Here is a 21,609-nt window from a genome sequence, read left to right as displayed (position 1 = left end):
GTTTTGATAGTTAAATGGCTTTTCCCATGAGCGCCTTGTGGTGCTGATGGTTGTCGTAAAGATTGAGGTAGACCTGATATTTGGCGGCGTGGAACTCAGCGGTGTTGCGCACCGGCTTGATGAGGCCACCAACACGCACCAGCTTTGCGCTGGCTGACGGAATGTCCTTGAAGTCTCCGCAAGCCACGGCACCCAGAATGGCAGCACCCAGCGTGACGGCATCTTCTTCTTCCGCCAGCTGAATTTCACGGCCCGTGATGTTGGCATATTCTCTGAGCCAGAGCAGGTTTTTGGTGGCTCCGCCGCACATGAACAGCTTGGTTATGCTGTGTCCGGCCTTGGTCATTTCCTCGATGATATGCCGCGTGCCATAAGCGATGGATTGCAGTGTTGCCAGATAAAGGCGGGCCAGTGCATCCCGGCCCGTTTCCAGCGTCAGGCCGGAGACAACGCCCTTTGCATGTGGATTGACACGCGGCGAGCGGTTGCCGTGATGGTCAGAAAGGACATGAAGGCCGCGGGTCGGGTTCGCTTCCCGCGCCTCCAGATCCAGCACCCAGTTGTTGAGGAGTGCGATCTCGTGCATGCCCTGTTTGGCAGCTTCGGCTTTGAGCTCGTCATAGGCGTCAGATTGCCGGATGGTCCATTCCACCAGAGAGCCAGCTGCGCTCTGCCCGCCCTCGCCCAGCCAATACCCCGGCAGCATGGCACCCCAATACGGCCCCCAGACGCCCGGCACCATGACTGGATTCTGGTTGACGATCATGTGGCAGTTGGAGGTGCCGCTGATGATGGCAAGACCGCCGTCCGGCTCTGCACCGATGAGCGCCAAACCGCCTGCGTGTGCATCAATGATGCCAGCTGCAACCGGTGTTCCTGTATTGAGGCCGAGATCCTTTGCAGCTTGTTCTGACAGGCCGCCAGCGGAAGCGCCTAGGTCCAGTACTTTCTCCGGCACTTTTTCCGGCAGATCATGCAGGCCAACGGCTTGCAGCATATCCTCTGCAAAGCGGCCTTCATGTGCCAGATAGTTCCACTTGCAGGTCAGCGTGCATGTGCTGGCGACATCAGCACCTGTTGCCCGCCAGACCAGATAGTCGGCCAGATCAAAAAACCGGACTGTGTTGGCGTAACGATCTGGATAATGGTTCTTGAGCCAGAGGATTTTTGGTAGTTCCATCTCAATGGAAACTTCACCACCTACATACTTGAGCGCATCATCACCTGTGGCGTTGATCTGTGCGGTCTCTTCTGCTGCGCGATGGTCCATCCACATTATGGTGTCCTGATCTGCCTCGCTATTTTCAGCGAGGGAAACAGGTTTACCTCCCTGCGCGACAGCCACAAGTGAGCAGGTGGCGTCTACGCCCAGAGAGCGGATCTCATCTGCCGACACGTTTGCCTTGGCCATCGCCTCTTTCATAGCTGCACAAATCTGCTGCCAGATGTCTGCGGAAGATTGCTCTACGAAATTGGTACGCCCATGAAACTGCTTGATGGGCTTGACCGCAAAAGCCAGCCGCTCCCCGTTTTCATTGAACAGTCCCACACGTGCACTTGCAGAACCGATATCAATGCCAGCGTAACATGTCTGTTTCATACGCGGCCTCCCCTTTCGACTCGCGATTGTTCTTCTACCTTGCTAAGTACACCTGCTAACTCGTGTTAGCAAGAGCAAAGCAAATGACATTTATGCAAAAATTCTCATAATGCAGCGTCTCTTAACGTCAGGAACATCAAGCCACTTCGGGCTTTTGCTACGCATCTTCTTCTTGAGATACCGGAGGTTCCTTTTGAGGAACACGCGATAGATGCAGACAGCAAAGCAGGAGGGAGGACAGTTCCGCCAGCCATTGATTTTCAGGATTTATGTGGTTGAGGGAAGTTATTTCGGATCTTGCGAGCGGTTTTGTGCATCACTCAGCAAACGGGCGAAAAAGCCGTAGCCGATGCCAAACGCCAGTGCGCGGATCACCAGATCAATGATGAAGAACAAACCCATTTCATCCCCTGCGAATGATGGGAAAGGGCTGATTGAACCAGCATGCTCACTGCCCGACAGCAGATAGCTGCGCACCATCATGGAAATGGGAATGCTGATTGAGAGGGAACCGACAAACAGGCCCCAGTACACAGAGCCGGTTGGTGCTTTATGTTCGTTGCGCACGAAGATCAGGCTGACCAAAACCACAGGCAAACCCAACTCGATGAACAGATTGCCTGCTTCCTTGATGCCATACTGAAACACCAACACAGTCACAGCCACCTGCACCAGTGTGTAGATCACAATGAATGAGCTGAGATAGAACCAGAGAGAGCGGTGCAGTTGTGTCATGAAATGTGCCAGTTATGGGGTGGTCAGCATGCTCTCTTGACCATGAGCGGTGCTCGTTTGCAATGCTCTATGCATCTCATATTGCTGCAGTGTTTTTGTTGCCCCCAGTTTTGACAGGGCCTGCATGATAGTCTCATCACCTTCATCCAGGTTAATGAAGGTGAGCGCCTCCTTGTTCACATTGGCAAATGCAGCTGTGAGCAGTGCGGTGGCATAGCCCTGACGGCGCTTATCCGGAGCCACAGCGATTTGCATGACTGCGCCTGTCTTGCGGGTGAATGCGATGTAACCTGCAAGTTGCCCATTCTGCTCAATCTTGTAGGCGGCAACACCGTCTGCGAGCACTCGGATTGCAAATGCAGTGTTCTGCCAGCTGGGTGCACACTCCCACAGCCCAGCGGCTTTTGGTTCGATCTCAGCCCAATCTGCTGGGACCGGCATGCGCTCAGAATTCCGATCAGCAAAAGCGGCTTTGTGCAGACTGAAGCACTGGAAGTTGCGCTTTGTTTGGAAACCGAGCTTTTCGTAAGCCTTTACGGCTGCCGTGTTGCTGGTGATCACCTCCAGCTGGACGTGATGATAGCCCTGCTGAGCGGCGTATTCTTCAACTTTGGCAAAAAGCTTGCTCGCAATGCCTTTGCCTCGCGCATTTGGCACAGTTCCAGTGGAGACTGCGTAAATGGTACCAGGATAGGCGTCTTGTTTGCCGATGAACCAGAAGCCAACCAGCTGCTCATTGTCGGTAGCCACCCAGGACAACTCCGCGTCAAAGCCTCGAGCCCTGATCATCCGCTCAAAATCAGCAAGCGGCATATCCATCCGGATGACATAATCGGAGAACGCCAGAACCATAACCTGATGAAGCTGGCTTAACGAAAACTCTGACGCCCGACGAAATAAAATCACACCCAACCCTCTCATCACACTGAATCACTCAGGATGATACCCCAGCCTATGAATACCTCGAACGCGCACCGTCGCTCAATGTGTTGGTTGAAGGGGAGCGGAGAACCACTTCCAGCTTTCCACGACGGGTTTCCGTGATCGGTTTGATCATTTCGTGAAAAGGTGTTCTCAAGCAGGGGAGTAGACATAAAGCTGTCGCGTTTTTGGGGGAGTTGTGCTCTTATCTCTTCTGGTGTTTTTCGGGTTAAGTATTTTCGGGGATGCTTACCCAGCTTCCGGGTCGTTGCCATGCGTCAGTTTCTGCTTCCTATCGCCTCTTTGCTTTTGGGCTCTGCCTTCCTGTTTTTTGCCGGTGGTGTTACCGGTATGCACTTGCCGCTTCGAGGCACGTTTGAGGGCTTTTCTTCGCTTTCTCTCGGTCTGCTGGGTACGGGTTGGGCGATTGGGTATGTGACCGGGTGTCTGAGCGTGCCGAAGATTGTGCAGCGGGCTGGGCATATTCGGGCCTTTGGTGTGATGGCATCTCTGGCATGCCTGTCAGTTCTGGCCTCTTCCCTGATGGTTGATCCCATTGCGTGGATTGCTTTCCGCTCCGTGGCAGGGTTTGCCTTTGCGGGTGCGGCTATGATCGTAGAAAGCTGGTTGACGGAGCGTTCTGACCCAAGCAACCGCGGGGTCGTTTTTGGCACTTATACCATGGTGAACCTTGCTGCGACCACGGGCGGTCAGGTTGTTCTTTCCATGGGCCCGATTGATGGTTTTGAGTTCTTTGTGATTGCCTCCATGTTTTATGTGGTGGCGCTTATCCCGACTGCTGTCACGCGTACCCCTGCTCCGGCTCCTCTTGCTCAGGTCAAACTGGATATCAGGCGGCTGTGGCGTAACTCTCCCGTTGCTGTAGTTGCTGTTGTTCTGACCGGCGTTTCCAACGGCAGTTTTGGTACGTTGGCGGCTGTGTATGGCGGACAAGTGGGCCTACCGATTGCCAGCATTACACTGTTTGTGAGTTCATCCATTCTGGCTGGCGCCTTTGCTCAGGTGCCAATTGGCATGATCTCAGACCGCACAGATCGTCGTTATGTTGTGATTGCGATTGCGGTGGTTGCTTTGGCGGCGGACTCCATGTTCCTGTTTGCAGACACCAGCAGTGCCAACATTGCCATTGCCTCAGCGGTGATTTTTGGCGCAGCGATTTACACCTTTTACCCAGTGTTGGTTGCGCACGCGAATGACCATGCGGATGCAGGGGATGCCATGCAGACCAGCGGTGGTTTGTTGCTGATGCTTGGTGTGGGGTCCATGATCGGGCCATTTCTGGGCGGCGTGTTGATGAGCGTTTTCGGTTCCATCGGCCTGTTCATGTCCACGTTCGGGGCACATGCGCTTATTCTTGCCTTTACCCTTTGGCGCCTCACACAGCGTTCTGCAGTCGCCGAGAGCGAGAAGAGTGTGTTTGTGCCGTCTGCACCAACGCGCACGGCCACACCGCAAACGATTATTCTGGCTGATGAAGAAGTTGCCAAGGAGATGGAAGTGGACGAGCTGTCAGAGCAACCTTCGTCTTAAGTGGTTATGCGCAAGCATTTGTAAGATGTCTGCGTTATCGAATAAATATGAGGTAAAAACTCTTATTTAAACTTGACTATAATTATCAGGTATACAATAGCTCACCCTACAACCTTTGCTATTGCCCGTCCTTATGAGAAGTCAAGCCGATGAAATCCAATCTTTTCGCAGCCGCCTTCGCTGGCGCCCTTTCAACTCTTGTTGCCTTTGGAGCGTCCGCGCGCGATGTAAAACACGAGTTGGGAACGACCACTGTTCCTGACCAACCGCAGCGTATTGTTGTGCTCGAATATAGCTTTGTTGATGCTCTGGCTGCGGTTGGCGTTGCTCCTGTGGGTGTGGCGGATGACAAAAAGCGGGAACGCATCATCAGCGCTTACACGGATAAGATTGGGCAGGACTGGGTTTCTGTCGGCACGCGCAAGACGCCAAGCCTTGAAGTGATTGCGTCCTTAGGTCCAGACCTGATTATCGCTGACAAGACCCGCCATACAGCCGCTTATGACACGCTCTCTGAAATTGCACCGACAGTCGTTTTTGACAGCCTGGGCGGTGATTACCCTTCCGCGATTGCACAGCTGGAAGCGATTGGCGCTGCCGTTGGCAAAGCGGATGAAATGAAATCGCGTGTTGAGGCGCACAAAGCCAAAATGACTGAGATCAGCGCTCAGTTTGAAAAGGCTGGCGATTATAAGATTCAGTTTGGTGTGACCAATGCAAAGGGGCTGTGGCTGCACTCACCTGTTTCCTACAATGGTTCGTTGTTGAAAGGCTTTGGGTTTGCCAGCGGCATGAAGCCAACCAACGGTGCGGTTTACGAATCCAATTATGTGAAGACTTCTCTTGAGCAGCTTTCTGCAGTGAACCCTGACATTCTCATTTTGGGCCGCTATGCAAACCCATCCTTTGCTGACGGCTGGAAGGGTGAAGCGCTTTACGAGAACATCAGCGCTGTGAAAAATGACCGCGTGTTTTATGTGGAGGCGCATGTGTGGTCTCGTCTGCGCGGTATGGTGGCTGCAGAGATGACGGCTAACGACCTGCAAGGCATCATGACGCAAGTGCAGAACTAAGCGACACATGCCAACCTATGCCATGTACTGGAGCCTTATGGGGATGGCGTTGCTCGGTGGAGCAGCGCTGTCCCTTGCCACAGGTGGCCGACAAGATATCGGGTTTCTTGAAGTCCTGAATGCAGTCTTTGCTCAGCTTGATGAGCAGAGCCTTTCCATCGTGCGAGATATCCGCGCTCCACGCACCCTCATTGCTGCATTGATTGGCGCAAACCTCGGCCTTGCCGGGCTTTTGCTGCAAGCGACAACGCGCAATCCGCTATCCTCTCCATCTATTCTTGGCATCAATCAAGGGGCTGCTCTGGGCATTGCCATCGGGTTGGTGTTCCCCTCGCTCGTCCTTTTCAACATCGACACCATGGCCGTGCTGGGTGCTGCCTTTGCAGGAGGCCTGACCCTGACGCTTGCAGGTGGCCTGAAAGGCACATTGAGCGCACTTCGGTTGATCCTTTCTGGTGTGGCAGTCAGCGCTTTTGCGTTTGCATTGGTGCGGTTCACTTTTACGCTGGATGATGAACTGGCTCTCTCCGTGATCCAGTGGACCACCGGCGACATTGCAGACGTTCGCTGGAAGCAGGCGACGCCTCTTTTGGCCTGGTGTTTGGCAGGTGGCCTCCTGACGTTCTTCATGTCGCATAAGCTTAACTTGATGGCGCTAGGAGAAGCCGCCTCAAAGGGGCTTGGGTCTGATCCGCGCTTTACGTTGCTTTTCGGCATTTTGCTCGCAGCGATCCTGACTGGCGTTTCCGTTTCCGTTGCCGGGCCTGTCATGTTTGTTGGCCTGATTATACCGCATGTGTGCCGCGCTGCCTTTGGCACAGATCATCGTGTGCTGGTGCCTGCGGTTATGCTGTGTGGGGCCACCTTGATGCTTGTTGCTGATGGCGCTTCCAAGCTGATCAACTTTCCGGAGGAAACTGCGGTGGGTGTGGTCTCTGCTCTGATTGGCGCGCCCTACTTTTTGTACCTGACCATCACCGCCAAGGAGATTGACTGATGAGCGTGGTCTCTGAGGCCTCCGGCGCACAGTGGCGTGCGGATTTCAAAAGCCACCGGAGCACCAAAGCCTTTCGCATCCAAATGCTACTGTTGTTTGCCTGTGTTTCTGTCAGCCTGCTCAGTCTGGGCGTGGGCGCAGTCAACATTCCGCTGGATGTGATCCTGAACAGCCTGTTTGATCTGGATGGCCAAAAGCAGACCTACATCATCTGGAAATCTCGGCTTCCCCGTGTGTTGATTGCCTTGCTGGCCGGCGCAAGCCTTGCTGTTTCCGGTGTTATTGTTCAGGCTATCATTCGCAATCCGCTGGCAAGCCCCAAGATCATGGGCATCAACTCAGGCGCTGCACTGGCTGCTTTGGGTACAGTGATGTTCCTGCCTGATGTGCCCGTTACTTATCTTCCTGTCGCTGCGGCCCTTGGCGGCATCGTTGCTGCGGTGGTGGTGCTGTTTGCAGCGCATCTGCGCCAAGTCTCCCCTGCCCGACTGGCTCTGGTTGGTATTGCCGTTGGTATGGTGTGCGATGCAGGCGTTGATTATCTGCTTGTGACAGCAGCAACGCTGGAAATCTCCAATCCGCTTGTCTGGCTCACCGGCTCGCTTTGGGCTCGCACGTGGGTGCATGTGCAGTCGATCTGGTTGCCACTGATGGGTCTTTTGGGTTTGACTATGGTGCTTTCCTATCAGCTGGACCTGCAGCAACTCGGGGATCAGACCGCACGCGGGCTTGGTCAAAGCACAAATAAGATGCGCCTTTTGTTGTTGGGCGTTGCAACCCTGCTTGCCAGCATTTCCGTTGGGGTTGTCGGCGTAATCGGTTTTATCGGTTTGATGTCACCCCATATCAGCCGCTCTCTTGTTGGAGGCCGACATCGTCTCCTGCTGCCAACAGCAGCTCTAGTGGGCGCACTTCTGGTTGTTCTGGCTGATGCGGTTGGACGGGCTATTGCGCCGCCGCTTGAGGTCTCCGCAGGTATTTTGAGTGCAATGCTGGGCGCTCCTTACTTCATCTGGATCATGAGCCGCTCACAAAAAGGACAAAGCACATGAGCATCGTTCTTTCAAACGTCATTTCCGGTTACGAAGAGTTCATGCTCAAGAGCATCAATCTCACCATTCAAAAAGGCAGTTATGCCGCTTTGATCGGCCCGAACGGCTGCGGAAAATCCACACTGCTGAAAACCATTGGTCAGATCACCAAATTAAAGAGTGGCAGCATCACGGTTGATGATCAAGAGATCCACCGTTTGCCTGCCAAGACCGTTGCAAGGCAGATTGCGTTTTTGCCGCAAAGTCCAGTGGTTCCGACTGGCATCAGCGTTGAGCAGCTTGTCGGCTATGGACGTGCGCCGCATCAATCTCTCCTTGGCATTCGCAGCAGACGGGATGTTGAGATTGTTGAGGAGGCCTTGCACACCTCGGGCCTTTACGCGTTCAAAGACCGGGCTTTGAAAGACCTTTCCGGCGGCCAGCGCCAGCGGGCCTTCATCGCCATGTGCCTGGCTCAGGACACGCCCTACATCATGCTGGATGAACCAACCAGCTATCTGGATATCCGCTATCAGTACGAGACACTGGATCTCCTCCAACAGCTCAACAGCCAAGGCCGCACCGTGGTCGTCGTCCTCCACGACATCGCCCAGGCCTCCCGCTACGCAGACCACCTCGTTGTCATGCGCGATGGAGCTATCTTTGCCGAGGGCACCCCACACGAGGTGGTCAGCCCGTCTCTAGTGAGTTCAGTCTACGAGATTAACACCAGCGTTTATGCAGATCCGGTCTCCCAGACACCCGTGGTGACGCCTGTTTGAGGGGAAAAGCTAAGCACTAAAGCAGTTCGCATTTAAGTTGAAGCATCTGAACTGCTTTAGCCTTTGTTTTTGCGTACCTTTGTCCAAAAATCGGTTCCCACTTCTCAGCGATACGCTGTAATTTGCTCTCCCAATCGAGAAAAACCTCCCTGCTTCTCATTCTGGGGATGAAGGAAACAGGGAGGCTGGGTGGGAACTGAGGTGGTTGGGGTTAGGCTGTTTCTGGTAGTTGGCCTTTTACGAGTTCGGTCCAGAAGCGGATGCCGGTCATGAGGATGTTGTCGTTGAAGTCGTAGAAGGGTTTGTGGAGGGCTGTGCCGCCTTTTTCGCCTACTTTTCCGTTGCCGACGAGAATGTAGCAACTTGGGACTTTGCGTTGCATGTACGAAAAATCCTCTGAGATAGTGAAGGGAGGAGCTTCGCCGTCTACGTTTTCTTCTCCGGCGATTGCTTTGGCGACGCGAACGGCAACAGCTGTTTCCTTTGGCGTGTTGATCGTGGAGAGGAATGTGTTGGTGAACTTATATTTGTATTCAACGCCGGCTGAAACACACTGACCAGCAGCCACTCTTTCGATGGCAGCTTCAATCTTTGCCAACGCTTCATCAGTAAAGCAGCGGGTGTCGCCTTTGATGGTTGCGGACGATGGAATAACGTTGGTTGTGCCGTTGGTGGTGAACTCCGTCACCGAGATCACGGCAGGTTCATGAATTGAACTCAAATTACGGCTGGTGACCGTTTGCAGGGCCAATATGATCTGCGCGCCAACCACGATTGGATCAGTGCCCATGTGAGGCATTGCAGCGTGACCGCCTGTCGCGAGGATCTCGATTTCAAAGCCACTTTCCGATGCCATGATCGAACCCGGATTGGTTACGAAGTGCCCTTCTGGAACGCCCGGTAGGTTATGCATGGCATAAATGGCATCCATCTTGAAACGGTCAAACAGACCATCTTCGATCATTGCCTTTGCACCGACACCGTGCTCTTCACCCGGCTGAAAGATGAAATAGACTGTTCCATCGAAATTCTTATGCGTTGCTAGCTCATGGGCAGCACCAAGCAGCATGGTGGTGTGTCCGTCATGACCACACGCATGCATCATCCCATCGGTTTGGGATTTATAGGCGAAGTCATTTTCCTCGGTGATCTTGAGGGCGTCCATGTCTGCACGCAGGCCAATTGTGCGATCGCTATCACCGCATTTGAGCACGCCAACCAAGCCGGTGCGACCGATATTGCGGTGAACTTCAATGCCGAATTCTTCCAGCTTCTGGGCGATGAACTCGGATGTTTTCACTTCTTCAAAGCCAAATTCTGGCATTTGATGCAAGTGCCGGCGCCACGCAATGACTTGTTCTTCGATTTTGCTCATTGAAGTTCCCTTACCTCCTCTAAGAAACTTACAAAGAGGCAGCCCTGGAACAGCTGCCTCTTCGCTTTATTTGTTTTTATTCGGCAGCTTGTTTGATTGCTGGTGCTTTCTCACTGGCTTGCTTTTCATCCGTAAATTCTTCACGGAACATCTTGAATGTACTAATCATTGCTATGAAGAGCACAAACATCAATGGCAGAGCGAAAATCAAGCTGATGGACTGCAACAAATCGATACCAGATTTTGTTGCCAGCATCAGTGTCAAAGCCATAGCGCCCTGTGCAATGGTCCACATAACCTTCTGCTTATTGCTTGGGTTCAGGGAGCCATCTTCACTCATGGAGCTGAGTGTGAAGGTTGAGCTGTTCATGGATGTGATGAAGCAGGTGAACAGAGCAATCACAACACCAATGGAGATGACGGTACCGAGCGGGAAGTCTTCCAGCACGATGAAGGTTGCAGCTTTAGAAGACGCTGCTGCAGCTTCCAATGCTTCCGGAGACGCTTCAAGGCCGATTGTGCCGAAGAACGCAACCCAGAGGAAGATACCGAGGCATGGCAGGATCATGGATCCAAGGATGAACTCACGGACTGTGCGGCCTTTGGAGACACGCGCGATAAACGGACCAACAAACGGTGCCCAGGCGATTGCCCATGCATAGTAGTAAATTGGCCAGCCACCGATCCACGAGGTTTCTTTATCCGCAGCGAAGGTTGGCAACATTAACGCATCAGTAAAGAAGTCGTTCATGTAGTTACCCATTGTATCAAAGTAAACATTGATCATCTGGGTGGTTGGGCCAAGCGCTCCGACGAGTACAATCAAACCAACAAGAAGGTAGGCGTTGTAATCGGAAAGGATCTTGATGCCTTTTTCAAGGCCTGTGGTGGTGCACAGAATGGTGATTACTGTGATCGCAGCAACAAGGATGATTTTTGTCAGCGGGCCGTCCGGCGTGCCGATCAGGTAAGAGGAGCTGATGGACAGGGAAAGGCCAGTTTGACCAAGAGAGGTAGAGATACCTGCGATGGCGCCAAACACACAAACCAGATTGATCAGTTTGCCCCAGCCACCATTTGCTTTATCACGGCCCCATGGGAGCAAAATGTTACTGATCAGGCCGCTTTCGCCTTTACGGTACATCAGATAACCGAGGATCAGACCAACCACGGAGAATGCAGCCCAGGCCTGAATGCCCTGGTGAATGAAGCTCTGCTTCATCGCAAACTCAGCTGCTGCAGGTGTTTGTGCAGCAATACCGGTTGTCTCTAACGGGTTCATGTAGTGGTAAACTGGCTCTGCAACACCCCAATAGAGCATTACGGTACCCATACCAGCGGAGAACAGCATCGCAATCCATGAGAAGGTGCTGAATTCTGGTCTGGAGTCATCCGACCCAAAGCGGATGTTACCGTATTTACTGAAGGCGAAGAAGAACATCACCATGACATAGGCAAAGGAGCCCGCCATGTAGATCCAACCGAATTTATCGGTCAGATAGTTCATGGTGCTTACACCGACATTAAACAGTTGATCCGGGAACAGGATGCCTGACAAAACCACGACAACAATGAATGTCATCGTGCTGGCAAAGAGCATCTTACCTTGTTTTAGTTGTTGTACAGCTTGGTTACTCATAACTCTCCCCTGAGTTAACCGCTACAGCGCTAAGGATAAACAATGCCGAAGCAATTTATCCTGACTGCATAGGAGGGAAGCCGTCTCCCTGCCCCGAGGGGACGGCTCATGCTTGTTATTTAATGATGATCATTTCCGGTGCTGCGCGCTCAGTGAGCCACTCTGCACCGTCTTCTGTGATGACGATGTTTTCTTCATGAACCATCTGCTTACCTGGCGCGTAGTTCATGCCCGGTTCCAAAGTCAGAACCATACCTGGCACTAGCAAAGTATTGTCGGTTGCTGTGTGAGATGGGCGCTCTGTCAGCTCCATGCCAAGGCCGTGGCCAATGCGGCCTACATCATTGCCAAGAGCACCGGCAGCTTCCAGGACACTCCACATTGCATTGTAGATGTCTGTAGTCGTGTTGCCCGGCTTGGCAGCTTCAAAGCCCTTGGTCGTTGCTTCCCATGTTGCGCGATAGGCAGCAAGTGTCTCTTCACTTGCAGAGCCAAACGCCCAGTTGCGGTCAAAGTCTGAGAAGTAGCCATCTCTGACTGCGCCTGTGTCAATGATGAGAACATCACCGTCATTCAATGCGCGGTCAGTTGGGCCCATGATGATGCTGTCATATCCATCAGGGCCGGACCCTGCGATAATGTAAGGACATTCATCCGCACCTGCACTCAGCATATCAATTCTGAACTGTTTGCAGATTTCCCGCTCGGTCATTCCAGTTTTTGCGTAGTTTGGAATGAGGTCGAAGGCTTGATTGGTGATACGGCAGATTTGGCGGGTCTTGCTGATTTCAGCTGCGGATTTGATCTGGCGAAGATTGTGAATTGCAAGCGCAACGTCAACAAATTCTGATTCAACCTTGTCACGTAGTTCCAGGAAGTTGTTTGTTGGCATACGCAGGTAGGATTCAATCCCAAGCGTTGCACCCACACGACCGTACTTTTTAGGCAGGTCATTCATGGCCTTGGCAACCAGAGAAATGCCATCGTCCTCAGGGCATGGTGATGCCCAGGTACGGATATCATCGATCCATGTTGCCGCCATTCCAGTGGCGCCAATCTCTGGAATAACCGCGATTGGCTTGCCTTCAAGAGGCACAATCAGAAACCATGGACGTGTTGGACTGTGCCAAAACTGAGTGAAGAAACCAGAGAAGTAGCGGACATTGGGTTCTGTCGTGAAAAGGACAGCGTCCACTTTTTGCTCATGCATCACCTTTTGCAGGCGTGCTGTCCGGCTTTCAAATTCTGAAACTTCAAAGCCCCTCAAAGAAAACTCTGACATGATGTGCTCCCGTTTTATGACAGAGTGGCCGGACCCGAAATTGCAAATTTGTGAACGCAAATGGGTTCAACCAGTCTTTGAGTTACATATTTAATACAATATCATTTCAGTCAACAATATTAGACTGTAATAGGCATTCATACATATATATTTCTAGATTTCCGTCCTCTTTAGTGGATAAAATATCAGTACCATTACGCATTTCGGCTCAAAATTAGCATTTACAGTTAAATGAAGTGAACTTTTCATTGCAAACACCGGGAAACGTGGTTACCAACACAAGGAACCTATTACGTATTCAGGCGAGCTTTGAGAAAACAGCTATGATCAACCTCAATGACTTCACAAATGTAGAATGTCTCTTTGAAGATGATGATGATCGTCTTGCAAACTACTTTCGCATTGCAGAAACAGTCGCGGATTTGATCGGGCCACACTGTGAGGTTGTGGTGCATTCTCTCAAAAACCTGGAAACATCTGTTGCCAAGATCGTCAACGGACACATGACGGGTCGGACGATCGGGTCTCCCATAACAGACCTCGGTTTGAAGATGCTGCGGGTTTATCAGGAGACAGGCAATCTGACACCGAAAGCCTACTTCACGCATAATGCTGAGGGACAGCTGCTAAAATCAGCAACGACGATTATCCTTGGCGCTTCAGGCAAACCGATTGGTTTGTTCTGCCTGAACATCAATCTATCCCTGCCCTTCTCAGAGATCATCAGCACGTTCACTCCAGATGCTGCTGAGGTTGCAGAGAAAACAACACCAGAGCGCTTCAGCACCAACTCAACTGAGGTCATTTTGGGTGCCTTGGAACAGGCGATCAGAGATGTGGAGGCAGACCCATCGGTGACACAAAAAGCCAGCAACAAGGCTGTCACCAAACTGCTTCTTGAACGCGACATTTTCGAGTTCAAAGAAGCAACCGTGCTTGTGGCGGAAAAACTCGGGATCACGCGACATGCCATCTACAAGTACATCCGAGAATCAAAAACTCAGATCACTAGCAAAGAGTAAGTAAAATGAAAAAGTTAGTTGCTACAGAAAACGCTCCAGCTGCAATCGGACCGTATTCTCAGGGAACTGTTTTAGAGAACCTCGTTTTCACCTCTGGCCAATTGCCGCTTGATCCAAAAACAATGGCATTCCCTGAAGGTGGCATCACCGAGCAGGCCAGAATGTCACTGGCCAACTTGAAGGCTGTGTTGGAAGAGGCTGGTGCTGGTATCGACAGCGTGGTGAAAACCACATGTTTCCTCGCTAAAATGGAAGACTTTGCAGCGTTCAACGAAGTTTACACGGAAGTCTTTGGCACTGAAGGTGCACCTGCGCGCTCTTGCATCCAGGCAGGCCGCCTGCCGAAAGACGCGCTGGTTGAAGTCGAAGCAATCGCGTACGTCAAGTAAGCTGCACGACACTCCTGTTGCTGCGCTCTGAGATAGAGTTCCCCACTCTCTTCGAGCGCAGCTCTCCTCCCCTTGCCCAAGCTGTTGAAGAGACCAAGATGCTTAAGATACGCAGCAATCGTTTCCGCACAGGTGAAACCAGTCCACTGTTCACGATTGAAGTTGCAGAGAAAACGCGTGAGTTTCATAGTCAGATCCAAGGTTATGAACCAACTCCCCTCACCAGCCTTCCCGCCTTAGCAAAGGTGCTGGGCGTCAAGGCGATTTACGTGAAGGATGAGTCTCATCGTTTCGGACTAAATGCCTTTAAGGTGCTTGGTGGCTCCTATGCCCTTGGTCGCTTGCTTGCGAAGAAGCTTGATCTCGATATTTCGGAAATCGACCTACAGACTGTTTCTCAAAAGTTTGAGCGCCCTATGGTCTTTACAACAGCAACTGCTGGCAACCATGGGACCGGTGTCGCATGGGCTGCGCGCGCTATGGGACAAAAGGCTGTTGTTTACATGCCCAAAGGTTCACCTCAGTCAGCTGTCGAGCGCATCCGGGGTTTGGGTGCAGACTGCATTGTGACCGATGTGAACTACGATGACACCGTTCGACTAGCGAATAAAACAGCGGAAGAGAACGGCTGGGAGCTTGTTCAGGACACTGCCTGGGATGGCTACGAAGAGATACCAACCTGGATCTCCCAGGGTTACATGACGATGGCTGGAGAAGCAGCTGACCAACTCGCCAAGCTGGACGATGCTCAACCAACTCACGTTATGCTTCAGGCTGGTGTCGGAGCTATGGCAGGCGGTGTTCTGGGCTATCTTGCTGATGCGTACGGACCTGAGAACTTCACGTCTGTGATCAGCGAGCCGCGCGCTGCAGATTGCCTTTATCAATCTGTTTCCAGCGAGAATGGTGAGATGACTGCGGTTGAGGGTGACCTGACCTCTATTATGGCTGGTCTGGCCTGCGGTGAACCAAACCCGATCACATGGCCAATCCTACGGGACTGTGGCGATCATTTCATCTCAGCCACAGATAACATTGCCGCCACTGGCATGCGTATTCTTGGCAATCCGCTCAAAGGGGACCCTGCGATCACAGGCGGCGAGTCCGGTGCTTTGAACATCGGCCTGCTATACGCGATGAAGTCAAAAGCAGAGTACGCCGAACTGGCACAAAAAGCTGGTCTCAACGAAGAGAGTGTTGTGTTGATCTTCAACACCGAGGGCGACACCAATCCTGAACGTTACAGAAAAATCGTCTGGGAAGGCACCTTGCCTCTTTAACTGACATCATTTCTCAAACAGAGTTACGGCTCTGTTTGAGGCTATTACTTCAGTGCTGCCAGCACTAGGATCATGCTTGTGCAACATAGGTCGCATCGCAAGTTCTTCTGATTGCTATCGAGTATCACACTCACGCTGCCCGGCTCCACAATGATAATCTTACCACGCAACAGATGCGCTACTCTCAATGTGATTTCGCCACCTCACATGAGAAGGACAAAGCTTATACGCTCTTTGCGATCTAACAATTCCAAGGAGATAAGTGGTGCCCGGAGGCGGACTCGAACCACCGACACGCGGATTTTCAATCCGCTGCTCTACCAACTGAGCTATCCGGGCATTTCGCGTTGGGCAGTGTGCCCCGCTGAGGTGAGGGTCTTATAGGGTGCCAGATTTCTCCTGTCCAGCACCTCAATGAGTTTTCCCAAAGGCTTTTAGGGGGTTAAATCTTTTTTTTCGCAGAGTGCATTGCTCGAAAGAAATCAGGCCATAAAAAAGGGCGCTGTTCAAGCGCCCTTAATTCTCTCTCACTCTCAAAAACCTTAGACAGTGACCCAGCTGGCCTGTTCGTGAGATTTGGCCATGGTCTGGACGAGCCCCTCGATGAAGATGCCACGTTCGAAGTCGATCAGGTGACTGTCTTCGCCCTGTAGGCTTTTCAGGATCTCGTTTACTTCAATAATCTTCAGATCGTTAAAGCCGAGACCGTGGCCCGGAGCCGGGATGAAGCGGTCGTATGGTGCATGGGCTGGCCCTGCCAGAACCGTGGTATAGCCCTGCCCTGCCACATCACCTTCAGCTTTGTAGACGTGCATTTCGTTCATGCGTTCCTGATCATAAACGATAGACCCTTTTGAGCCGAAGATCTGCGCTGCAATACGGCCTTTACGGCCCCATGCAGAGCGGTTGAGCTGGAGGGTGCCGTTCCCGCCGTTTTCCAGTTCAAACAGCACGGTGGCTGCATCATAGGTCTCAACAGCTTTGTCGTTGCCTGCTGCATCCTTACGGGTCGCATATGGCTTGGTCATGTGGCACATGACTTTTGAGATGCGCAGGTCCAGAGCCATGAGGAGAGACATGGTGTGTACGCCAAAGTCATCCAGTGCGCCAAAGCCGGAAGCTGCGCCGCTTTTGATGCCCCATTCCTCATCCGGGTTAGCCATGAAGTCTTCGTCCATTTCCAGACGGACTTGCAGCACTTCTCCGATTTCGCCTGCATTCAACAGGTCACGGATGCGGCGCATCATGGGATTTTGGATGTAGTTGTACCCCAGGAAGGTTTTCTTGCCGGACTTTCGGGAGGCTTCCAACATCTTCTGCGCGTCCGCGTAGGACGGAGCCATTGGCTTTTCGCAGTAGACGTGCTTGCCAGCTTCCAGAGCTGCGATTGCCATTTCCGGGTGGAACTCATTCGGCGTGGTAATCGAGATAATGTGAATATCAGGATCTGTCAGCATATCGCGCCAGTTGCCCGTTGACTTGGCAAAGCCGAAGTCTTTTGCACGTGCTGCTGCCAGCTCTTCATTCACCTCAGCAAGCGTCACCAATTCTGGCTTCAGCTCACCACCAAACACACCGGATACAGCATTCCATGCCAGAGCATGACATTTGCCCATGTATCCGGTTCCAATCAGACCTACGCCGATTTTTTCCATCTCAGTAATCCTGGAAGTGCCCCTAGAATAGAACGTGCTATGAGGCGGGGCATTGATAAAATGAAGGAGCGGCACGATCGGGTAATGCCGCTCCTCAGTGTCTCACTGAACATTCTGAATGTTGCGTATGCCTGACCCGAAAACCGATCTGCGATTTTCGGGAATACACATCAAACAGTACCGCCCAGTGACGCCTCCAAGCTGGCAAGCTCCTGCCCGCCAGCCATTAGATCTTGTAGTTCCTCAGCGGTGATTTCACCCTTCTTCGCTGTGCCGAGGGTTTTGCCCCTGTTCAGCACTGTAAAGCGGTCACCCACTGCCATGGCGTGGCGTACGTTGTGCGAAATGAACACGACGCCAACACCCTTTTTGCGGACCTTATCCATGGTCGAGAGCACGTTTGACGTCTGGCGTACACCCAGAGCAGAGGTTGGCTCGTCGAGGATGAGGACTTTCGCGCCGAAATACACGGCGCGCGCGATTGCGACTGTCTGGCGTTCCCCACCAGACAGTGTGCCCACAGCCTGATCCGGTTCACGCAGATTAATGCCCATCTTGGACATTTCTTCCATAGTGACTTCGTTGGCGTACTTATGGTCGAAATAAGAGATCGGGCCGAACTTTTTGACTGGCTCACGGCCAAGCCAGAAGTTGCGGGTGATGGACATGAGCGGGATCATCGCAAGGTCCTGATGCACCGTTGCAATGCCTGCATTCATAGCATCACGTGGGCTTTCAAAGACATGCTTTTGACCATCCACGACGATCTCGCCCTTACTTGGCTTGTGCACGCCGGACATGGTTTTGATGAAGGTGGATTTACCTGCACCATTGTCACCAAGCAGACAATGCACTTCGCCGGGCATGACGGAGAAGGAAACACCAGCCAAAGCAATGACAGAGCCAAAATGCTTTTCGATGTTCTTCATCTCAACAATAGGTGTCGTCATGATCAGCGCTCCCCTGTGACGCGCTTGCGGATCATGTTGTTAAACAACACCGCGATCAGCAGCATGGAACCGAGGAAGACCAGATACCAGTCCTGATCGATATTGGTGTAGCTGAGGCCGATCAGCACCATCCCGAAGATGATGGAGCCGAAGAAGGCACCGATTGCAGAGCCATAACCGCCTGTCAGCAAACAGCCACCGATCACCGCTGCAATGATTGCCTCAAACTCCTTTTGGAAGCCACGGCGGGCGTCCGTTGAGCCTGCATCCATAACAGTCAGGATTGCAACGAGAGCTGCACAGCATGCGGTGAACATGAACAGGTACATCTTGACCTTGCGCACTGGCACACCGGAGTTGCTTGCTGCGTTGCTGTCGCCACCTGCTGCAAAGATCCAGCTGCCAAATGGAGAGCGAAGCAGAACCCAGGTTGCCAGAAGAGCTAGTAGACCAAACCAAAGAATATCGACCGGGATGCCATCTACTTTTGGCTTGCCGGACTTGAAGGTGTCGATCCAGCCCGCTTCAGCCAGCCAGTAGAAGAATGGTGTGAACGCTTCTCCGCTAAAGAAGTCAGCAAGCCAGCTGCCTTCAAATTCTGCACGGATGCCGCGCAGCTGAGTTGAGCCGCCGGTCGCCGCTTTGAGGCCAACCAGAGACAGGCCGCGCAGGATAAACAGGAACGCAAGCGTTACAATGAAAGACGGTAAGCCCGTACGGATGACGATCTGTCCGTTGATGGCACCCATTGCAGCTGCCACGATGAATGTGACAATAATCGCTGCATAGAGTGGCAGGTCAAAGGTGACCATTGCCGCGCCGAAAATCAGGCCTGTGAACGCAACCATAGAGCCAACGGAGAGATCAAACTCACCGCCGATCATGAGAAGTGCTGCCCCAATAGCCAGAATGCCGAGTTGGGCAGCAGGCGTCATGAAGTTCAGGATCCCCGCGAGGGTGAACATCTTAGGGTCAGCAGTAAAAAGAAAAAAGATTGTTACGAGAGCAAGGCCAGCAATGGCGCCGAGTTCAGGACGCTTCATGAGCCGGGAGATGAGCGAGACGTTTTTTACTCTTTCGTCCGCGCTCTCAACAGCAAGATCGGACATTTTATTTCCCTCAGTTTTGCATGAAATGAGAGGGATGCGTGCACCCCTCCCACAGCAAAGCTCCTTAACGGATGCCTTGAGCGGACAGCTCTACAACCTGACCGGCTTTATCAGCGGTGATTAGGTTTGGACCGGATGGAACGTTGCCACCAGGGATAAGTCCGTACTCTGCATTGAGAGCGAGGAAGATAACAGGCAGGTAGCCCTGAAGGAACTGCTGCTGGTCGATTGCAAATGCTGCTTTACCGTCAGCAACTGACTGCAGGAAGCCTGCGGACATGTCGAAGGTTGCAACATTAACTTCACCAGTGCGTCCAACTGCTTCAACAGCTGCCACTGCTGGCTCACCTACGAGAGATGCACCAAGACCCATGATGGTGTCGATGTCTTCGTTGGATTCCAGAGTTGCCTTGATCTTCGCTTCAACTTCAGCTGGATCGTTGTTGGTTGGAACAACAGTTACGTTGCCGCCAAAGCCAGCTGCAAAACCGTCACAACGCAGGTCGAGGGACACGTTGCCCACTTCCTGGTTTACGCAGATGCCGACTTTGCCGCCCATGTCAGCAAGCTTTTCGCCTGCTGCTTTACCAGCGTCATACTCGTCCTGGCCCACGTGCAACAAAGCGCCAAAGCTTGCAGACACATCACTACCGGAGTTCATGGAGATGACAGGGATGCCAGCTTCAACTGCTTTGGTAATGGATGGGCCGAGCGCGTCACCATCTGGAATGGACACAACAATTCCGTCCGGCTCCTGAACGATCGCTGCATCGATCAGCTGGCTCATGGCCACCATGTCAAAAGTTTCTGGAGCACGGTAAGAAACATTAGCGCCGCTGTCTTTTGCTGCTTTGTCTACACCGTTTTTAACAACAGACCAGAATGGGTCATTTGCCTGGCCGTGGCTCACAACAATGATGTCAGCAGCCATTACAGCAGGTGCAGTCATGATCGCAGCAGCAGCTACGAACGCGCGTAAAGTCTTTTTCATATAAACCTCCCAAGATTGGCGGATGCCAATTTTAAGTCAGGGTTTCCCCTAGAAATCCGGTGTTTATCTCGTCCACAAACACTGGAGTTCGAATGCGTTTCCGCACGAATTGTAGTGCTCAGCCGTCCCACGGGCAAAAGCACCCATCACCCCCATTATATCAACGCAAGCCTGATTGCGGCAAATCCGTGCTGAATCAGCACTTTAAAAGGGTGATGGACAGAGCACGTGTTACCGGCCCTACAATCGTAGAATTCATCCAAATTTGAGTAATTCGGAAAATTCATTCCAAATTTATAGAACGTACATTGCGGTTTTTCAAGTTTTGGAATAGATTTTTTTCATGACACAGAATTTAGACGCAATTAGCCCAGACATTCCCTCGGATTACGAGAGCCTGAAAGCTCGAATAAGTACTCTTTCGGACAGCATGCCCAAGCGCCTTTTGCAGTGCGCAAGATATGCTTTGGCGAATCCGGACAGAATCGCTCTTGGCACCACAGCCGAGATTGCCAGCGCTGCAGGCGTGCAGCCTTCTACTCTTGTTCGCTTTGCCCAAACGCTGGGATTTGACGGTTTCTCGCAGATGCAGCAGATCTTTCAGGGGCAGCTGGTTGGCCGCAACTCTGAATATACGGAGCGCCTGACGAAGATCCGCGAGAGTGGAACAAACACTCCAGGCAGCATTCTTGGCAACTTTGTAGAACGGTCCAAACAGTCGCTTGATGATCTTCTGCGCCAGGTCGACACGGTTGCTCTTGAGCGTTCCATTGATGCACTGTCAGCTGCAGAAAACATACACTTATTAGGCCTGAGACGTGCATATCCGGTCGTCAGCTACCTACACTATACATTGGGCAAGATGGGCGTGAGAACAAACCTGCTGGAATACACGGGTGGCATTTTGGAGGAACGCGTTCAGTTCATCAACGAGAACGACGCATTGTTTGTGGCGACCTTCAGCCCCTACTCTCCTGAGGTGGTTGAGTTTGCAAGCAAGGCCTTTGGCCGAGGTGTCTCCGTTATCTCCTTGACCGACAGCGTTCTGTCTCCAATTGCCCGCGTTTCTTCAACCGTTCTGGAGGTTAATGAGGCTGAGCATGGCGCGTTCAGATCACTCTCCACAACCATGTGTCTTGCCACTTCTATCGCTGTTGCGGTTGGTGATGCGCGAAAGTGGACGTCCCTCTCCTAGAGTATCTCTAAGGAATCAATAGGAAGCCGGCA

19 protein-coding genes and 1 tRNA gene are annotated in these 21,609 nt (G+C 52.3%); 9 read left to right on the top strand and 11 right to left on the bottom strand.

The window, feature by feature from the left end:
- Positions 1-10: 10 nt before the first annotated feature.
- From PsAD26_RS08800 to PsAD26_RS08790, 3 genes are all read right to left on the bottom strand, one after another.
- Positions 11-1,600, bottom strand: coding sequence for an FGGY-family carbohydrate kinase (locus tag PsAD26_RS08800; RefSeq protein WP_063310055.1), 1,590 nt, complete (start codon positions 1,598-1,600; stop codon positions 11-13).
- Between the two features lie 285 nt (positions 1,601-1,885).
- Complete coding sequence (locus tag PsAD26_RS08795; RefSeq protein ID WP_063310054.1) at positions 1,886-2,335, bottom strand: ABZJ_00895 family protein; 450 nt, start codon at positions 2,333-2,335, stop codon at positions 1,886-1,888.
- Between the two features lie 12 nt (positions 2,336-2,347).
- Positions 2,348-3,241 (bottom strand): GNAT family N-acetyltransferase, encoded by an 894-nt coding sequence (locus tag PsAD26_RS08790; protein ID WP_208985578.1) that lies wholly within the window; start codon positions 3,239-3,241, stop codon positions 2,348-2,350.
- A gap of 288 nt (positions 3,242-3,529) precedes the next feature.
- On the opposite strand from PsAD26_RS08790, the gene PsAD26_RS08780 reads away from it, so the two are divergent.
- The 5 genes from PsAD26_RS08780 to PsAD26_RS08760 all read left to right on the top strand — a co-directional run bounded on the left by PsAD26_RS08780 (position 3,530) and on the right by PsAD26_RS08760 (position 8,690).
- Positions 3,530-4,807: an MFS transporter gene (locus PsAD26_RS08780; protein WP_063310051.1), complete on the top strand. Its 1,278-nt coding sequence runs from the start codon at positions 3,530-3,532 to the stop codon at positions 4,805-4,807.
- A 149-nt stretch (positions 4,808-4,956) separates the two neighbouring features.
- Positions 4,957-5,880 (top strand): Fe(3+) dicitrate ABC transporter substrate-binding protein, encoded by a 924-nt coding sequence (locus tag PsAD26_RS08775; RefSeq protein ID WP_063307092.1) that lies wholly within the window; start codon positions 4,957-4,959, stop codon positions 5,878-5,880.
- Positions 5,881-5,887: 7 nt separating this feature from the next.
- The gene (locus PsAD26_RS08770) at positions 5,888-6,877 is read left to right on the top strand and encodes an iron ABC transporter permease (RefSeq protein WP_084403611.1); all 990 of its coding nucleotides are present in this window, start codon (positions 5,888-5,890) and stop codon (positions 6,875-6,877) included.
- Complete coding sequence (locus PsAD26_RS08765; RefSeq protein ID WP_063310050.1) at positions 6,877-7,929, top strand: iron ABC transporter permease; 1,053 nt, start codon at positions 6,877-6,879, stop codon at positions 7,927-7,929. The genes PsAD26_RS08770 and PsAD26_RS08765 overlap by 1 nt, the downstream gene beginning before the upstream one ends.
- Positions 7,926-8,690 (top strand): ATP-binding cassette domain-containing protein, encoded by a 765-nt coding sequence (locus PsAD26_RS08760; protein ID WP_063310049.1) that lies wholly within the window; start codon positions 7,926-7,928, stop codon positions 8,688-8,690. Before PsAD26_RS08765 ends, PsAD26_RS08760 begins: the two co-directional genes overlap by 4 nt.
- 211 nt (positions 8,691-8,901) lie before the next feature.
- On the opposite strand, the gene PsAD26_RS08755 is transcribed toward PsAD26_RS08760, so the two are convergent.
- The 3 genes from PsAD26_RS08755 to PsAD26_RS08745 all read right to left on the bottom strand — a co-directional run bounded on the left by PsAD26_RS08755 (position 8,902) and on the right by PsAD26_RS08745 (position 12,986).
- Positions 8,902-10,065 carry a M20 aminoacylase family protein gene (locus PsAD26_RS08755; protein WP_063310048.1) on the bottom strand — a complete coding sequence of 388 codons (1,164 nt, stop codon included), beginning with the start codon at positions 10,063-10,065 and terminating at the stop codon, positions 8,902-8,904.
- A 76-nt stretch (positions 10,066-10,141) separates the two neighbouring features.
- On the bottom strand, positions 10,142-11,704 hold the full coding sequence (locus PsAD26_RS08750) for a BCCT family transporter (RefSeq protein ID WP_208985577.1): 1,563 nt from the start codon (positions 11,702-11,704) through the stop codon (positions 10,142-10,144).
- Between the two features lie 115 nt (positions 11,705-11,819).
- Positions 11,820-12,986, bottom strand: a complete 1,167-nt coding sequence (locus tag PsAD26_RS08745; RefSeq protein ID WP_063306663.1) for a Xaa-Pro peptidase family protein — start codon at positions 12,984-12,986, stop codon at positions 11,820-11,822.
- 323 nt (positions 12,987-13,309) lie between these two features.
- On the opposite strand from PsAD26_RS08745, the gene PsAD26_RS08740 reads away from it, so the two are divergent.
- The 3 genes from PsAD26_RS08740 to dpaL all read left to right on the top strand — a co-directional run bounded on the left by PsAD26_RS08740 (position 13,310) and on the right by dpaL (position 15,677).
- Positions 13,310-14,008 (top strand): PAS domain-containing protein, encoded by a 699-nt coding sequence (locus PsAD26_RS08740; RefSeq protein ID WP_014283993.1) that lies wholly within the window; start codon positions 13,310-13,312, stop codon positions 14,006-14,008.
- Positions 14,009-14,013: 5 nt separating this feature from the next.
- The gene (locus PsAD26_RS08735) at positions 14,014-14,397 is read left to right on the top strand and encodes a RidA family protein (protein WP_057464574.1); all 384 of its coding nucleotides are present in this window, start codon (positions 14,014-14,016) and stop codon (positions 14,395-14,397) included.
- Positions 14,398-14,495: 98 nt separating this feature from the next.
- Entirely contained in the window at positions 14,496-15,677 is a 1,182-nt protein-coding gene (gene dpaL / locus PsAD26_RS08730) for a diaminopropionate ammonia-lyase (RefSeq protein ID WP_063310098.1), read from the top strand.
- A gap of 263 nt (positions 15,678-15,940) precedes the next feature.
- On the opposite strand, the gene PsAD26_RS08725 is transcribed toward dpaL, so the two are convergent.
- The 5 genes from PsAD26_RS08725 to PsAD26_RS08705 all read right to left on the bottom strand — a co-directional run bounded on the left by PsAD26_RS08725 (position 15,941) and on the right by PsAD26_RS08705 (position 20,382).
- Positions 15,941-16,016: transfer RNA gene (locus tag PsAD26_RS08725), tRNA-Phe, on the bottom strand.
- A 203-nt stretch (positions 16,017-16,219) separates the two neighbouring features.
- Positions 16,220-17,332 (bottom strand): Gfo/Idh/MocA family oxidoreductase, encoded by a 1,113-nt coding sequence (locus PsAD26_RS08720; protein ID WP_063310047.1) that lies wholly within the window; start codon positions 17,330-17,332, stop codon positions 16,220-16,222.
- A 170-nt stretch (positions 17,333-17,502) separates the two neighbouring features.
- Positions 17,503-18,282, bottom strand: coding sequence for an ATP-binding cassette domain-containing protein (locus tag PsAD26_RS08715; RefSeq protein ID WP_063310046.1), 780 nt, complete (start codon positions 18,280-18,282; stop codon positions 17,503-17,505).
- A 2-nt stretch (positions 18,283-18,284) separates the two neighbouring features.
- Positions 18,285-19,391 carry an ABC transporter permease gene (locus PsAD26_RS08710; RefSeq protein WP_063287373.1) on the bottom strand — a complete coding sequence of 369 codons (1,107 nt, stop codon included), beginning with the start codon at positions 19,389-19,391 and terminating at the stop codon, positions 18,285-18,287.
- A gap of 64 nt (positions 19,392-19,455) precedes the next feature.
- Positions 19,456-20,382 carry a sugar ABC transporter substrate-binding protein gene (locus PsAD26_RS08705; RefSeq protein ID WP_063302309.1) on the bottom strand — a complete coding sequence of 309 codons (927 nt, stop codon included), beginning with the start codon at positions 20,380-20,382 and terminating at the stop codon, positions 19,456-19,458.
- A gap of 343 nt (positions 20,383-20,725) precedes the next feature.
- Between PsAD26_RS08705 and PsAD26_RS08700 the strand changes: the two genes are divergently transcribed.
- Positions 20,726-21,577, top strand: a complete 852-nt coding sequence (locus PsAD26_RS08700) for a MurR/RpiR family transcriptional regulator (RefSeq protein WP_063302310.1) — start codon at positions 20,726-20,728, stop codon at positions 21,575-21,577.
- Positions 21,578-21,609 lie beyond the last annotated feature (32 nt).

This window comes from Pseudovibrio sp. Ad26 (genome assembly GCF_001623285.1).
Lineage (GTDB): Bacteria > Pseudomonadota > Alphaproteobacteria > Rhizobiales > Stappiaceae > Pseudovibrio > Pseudovibrio ascidiaceicola.
The sequence above is the reverse complement of the archived record's forward strand: the minus strand, read 5'-3'. Positions and strand labels throughout refer to the sequence as shown.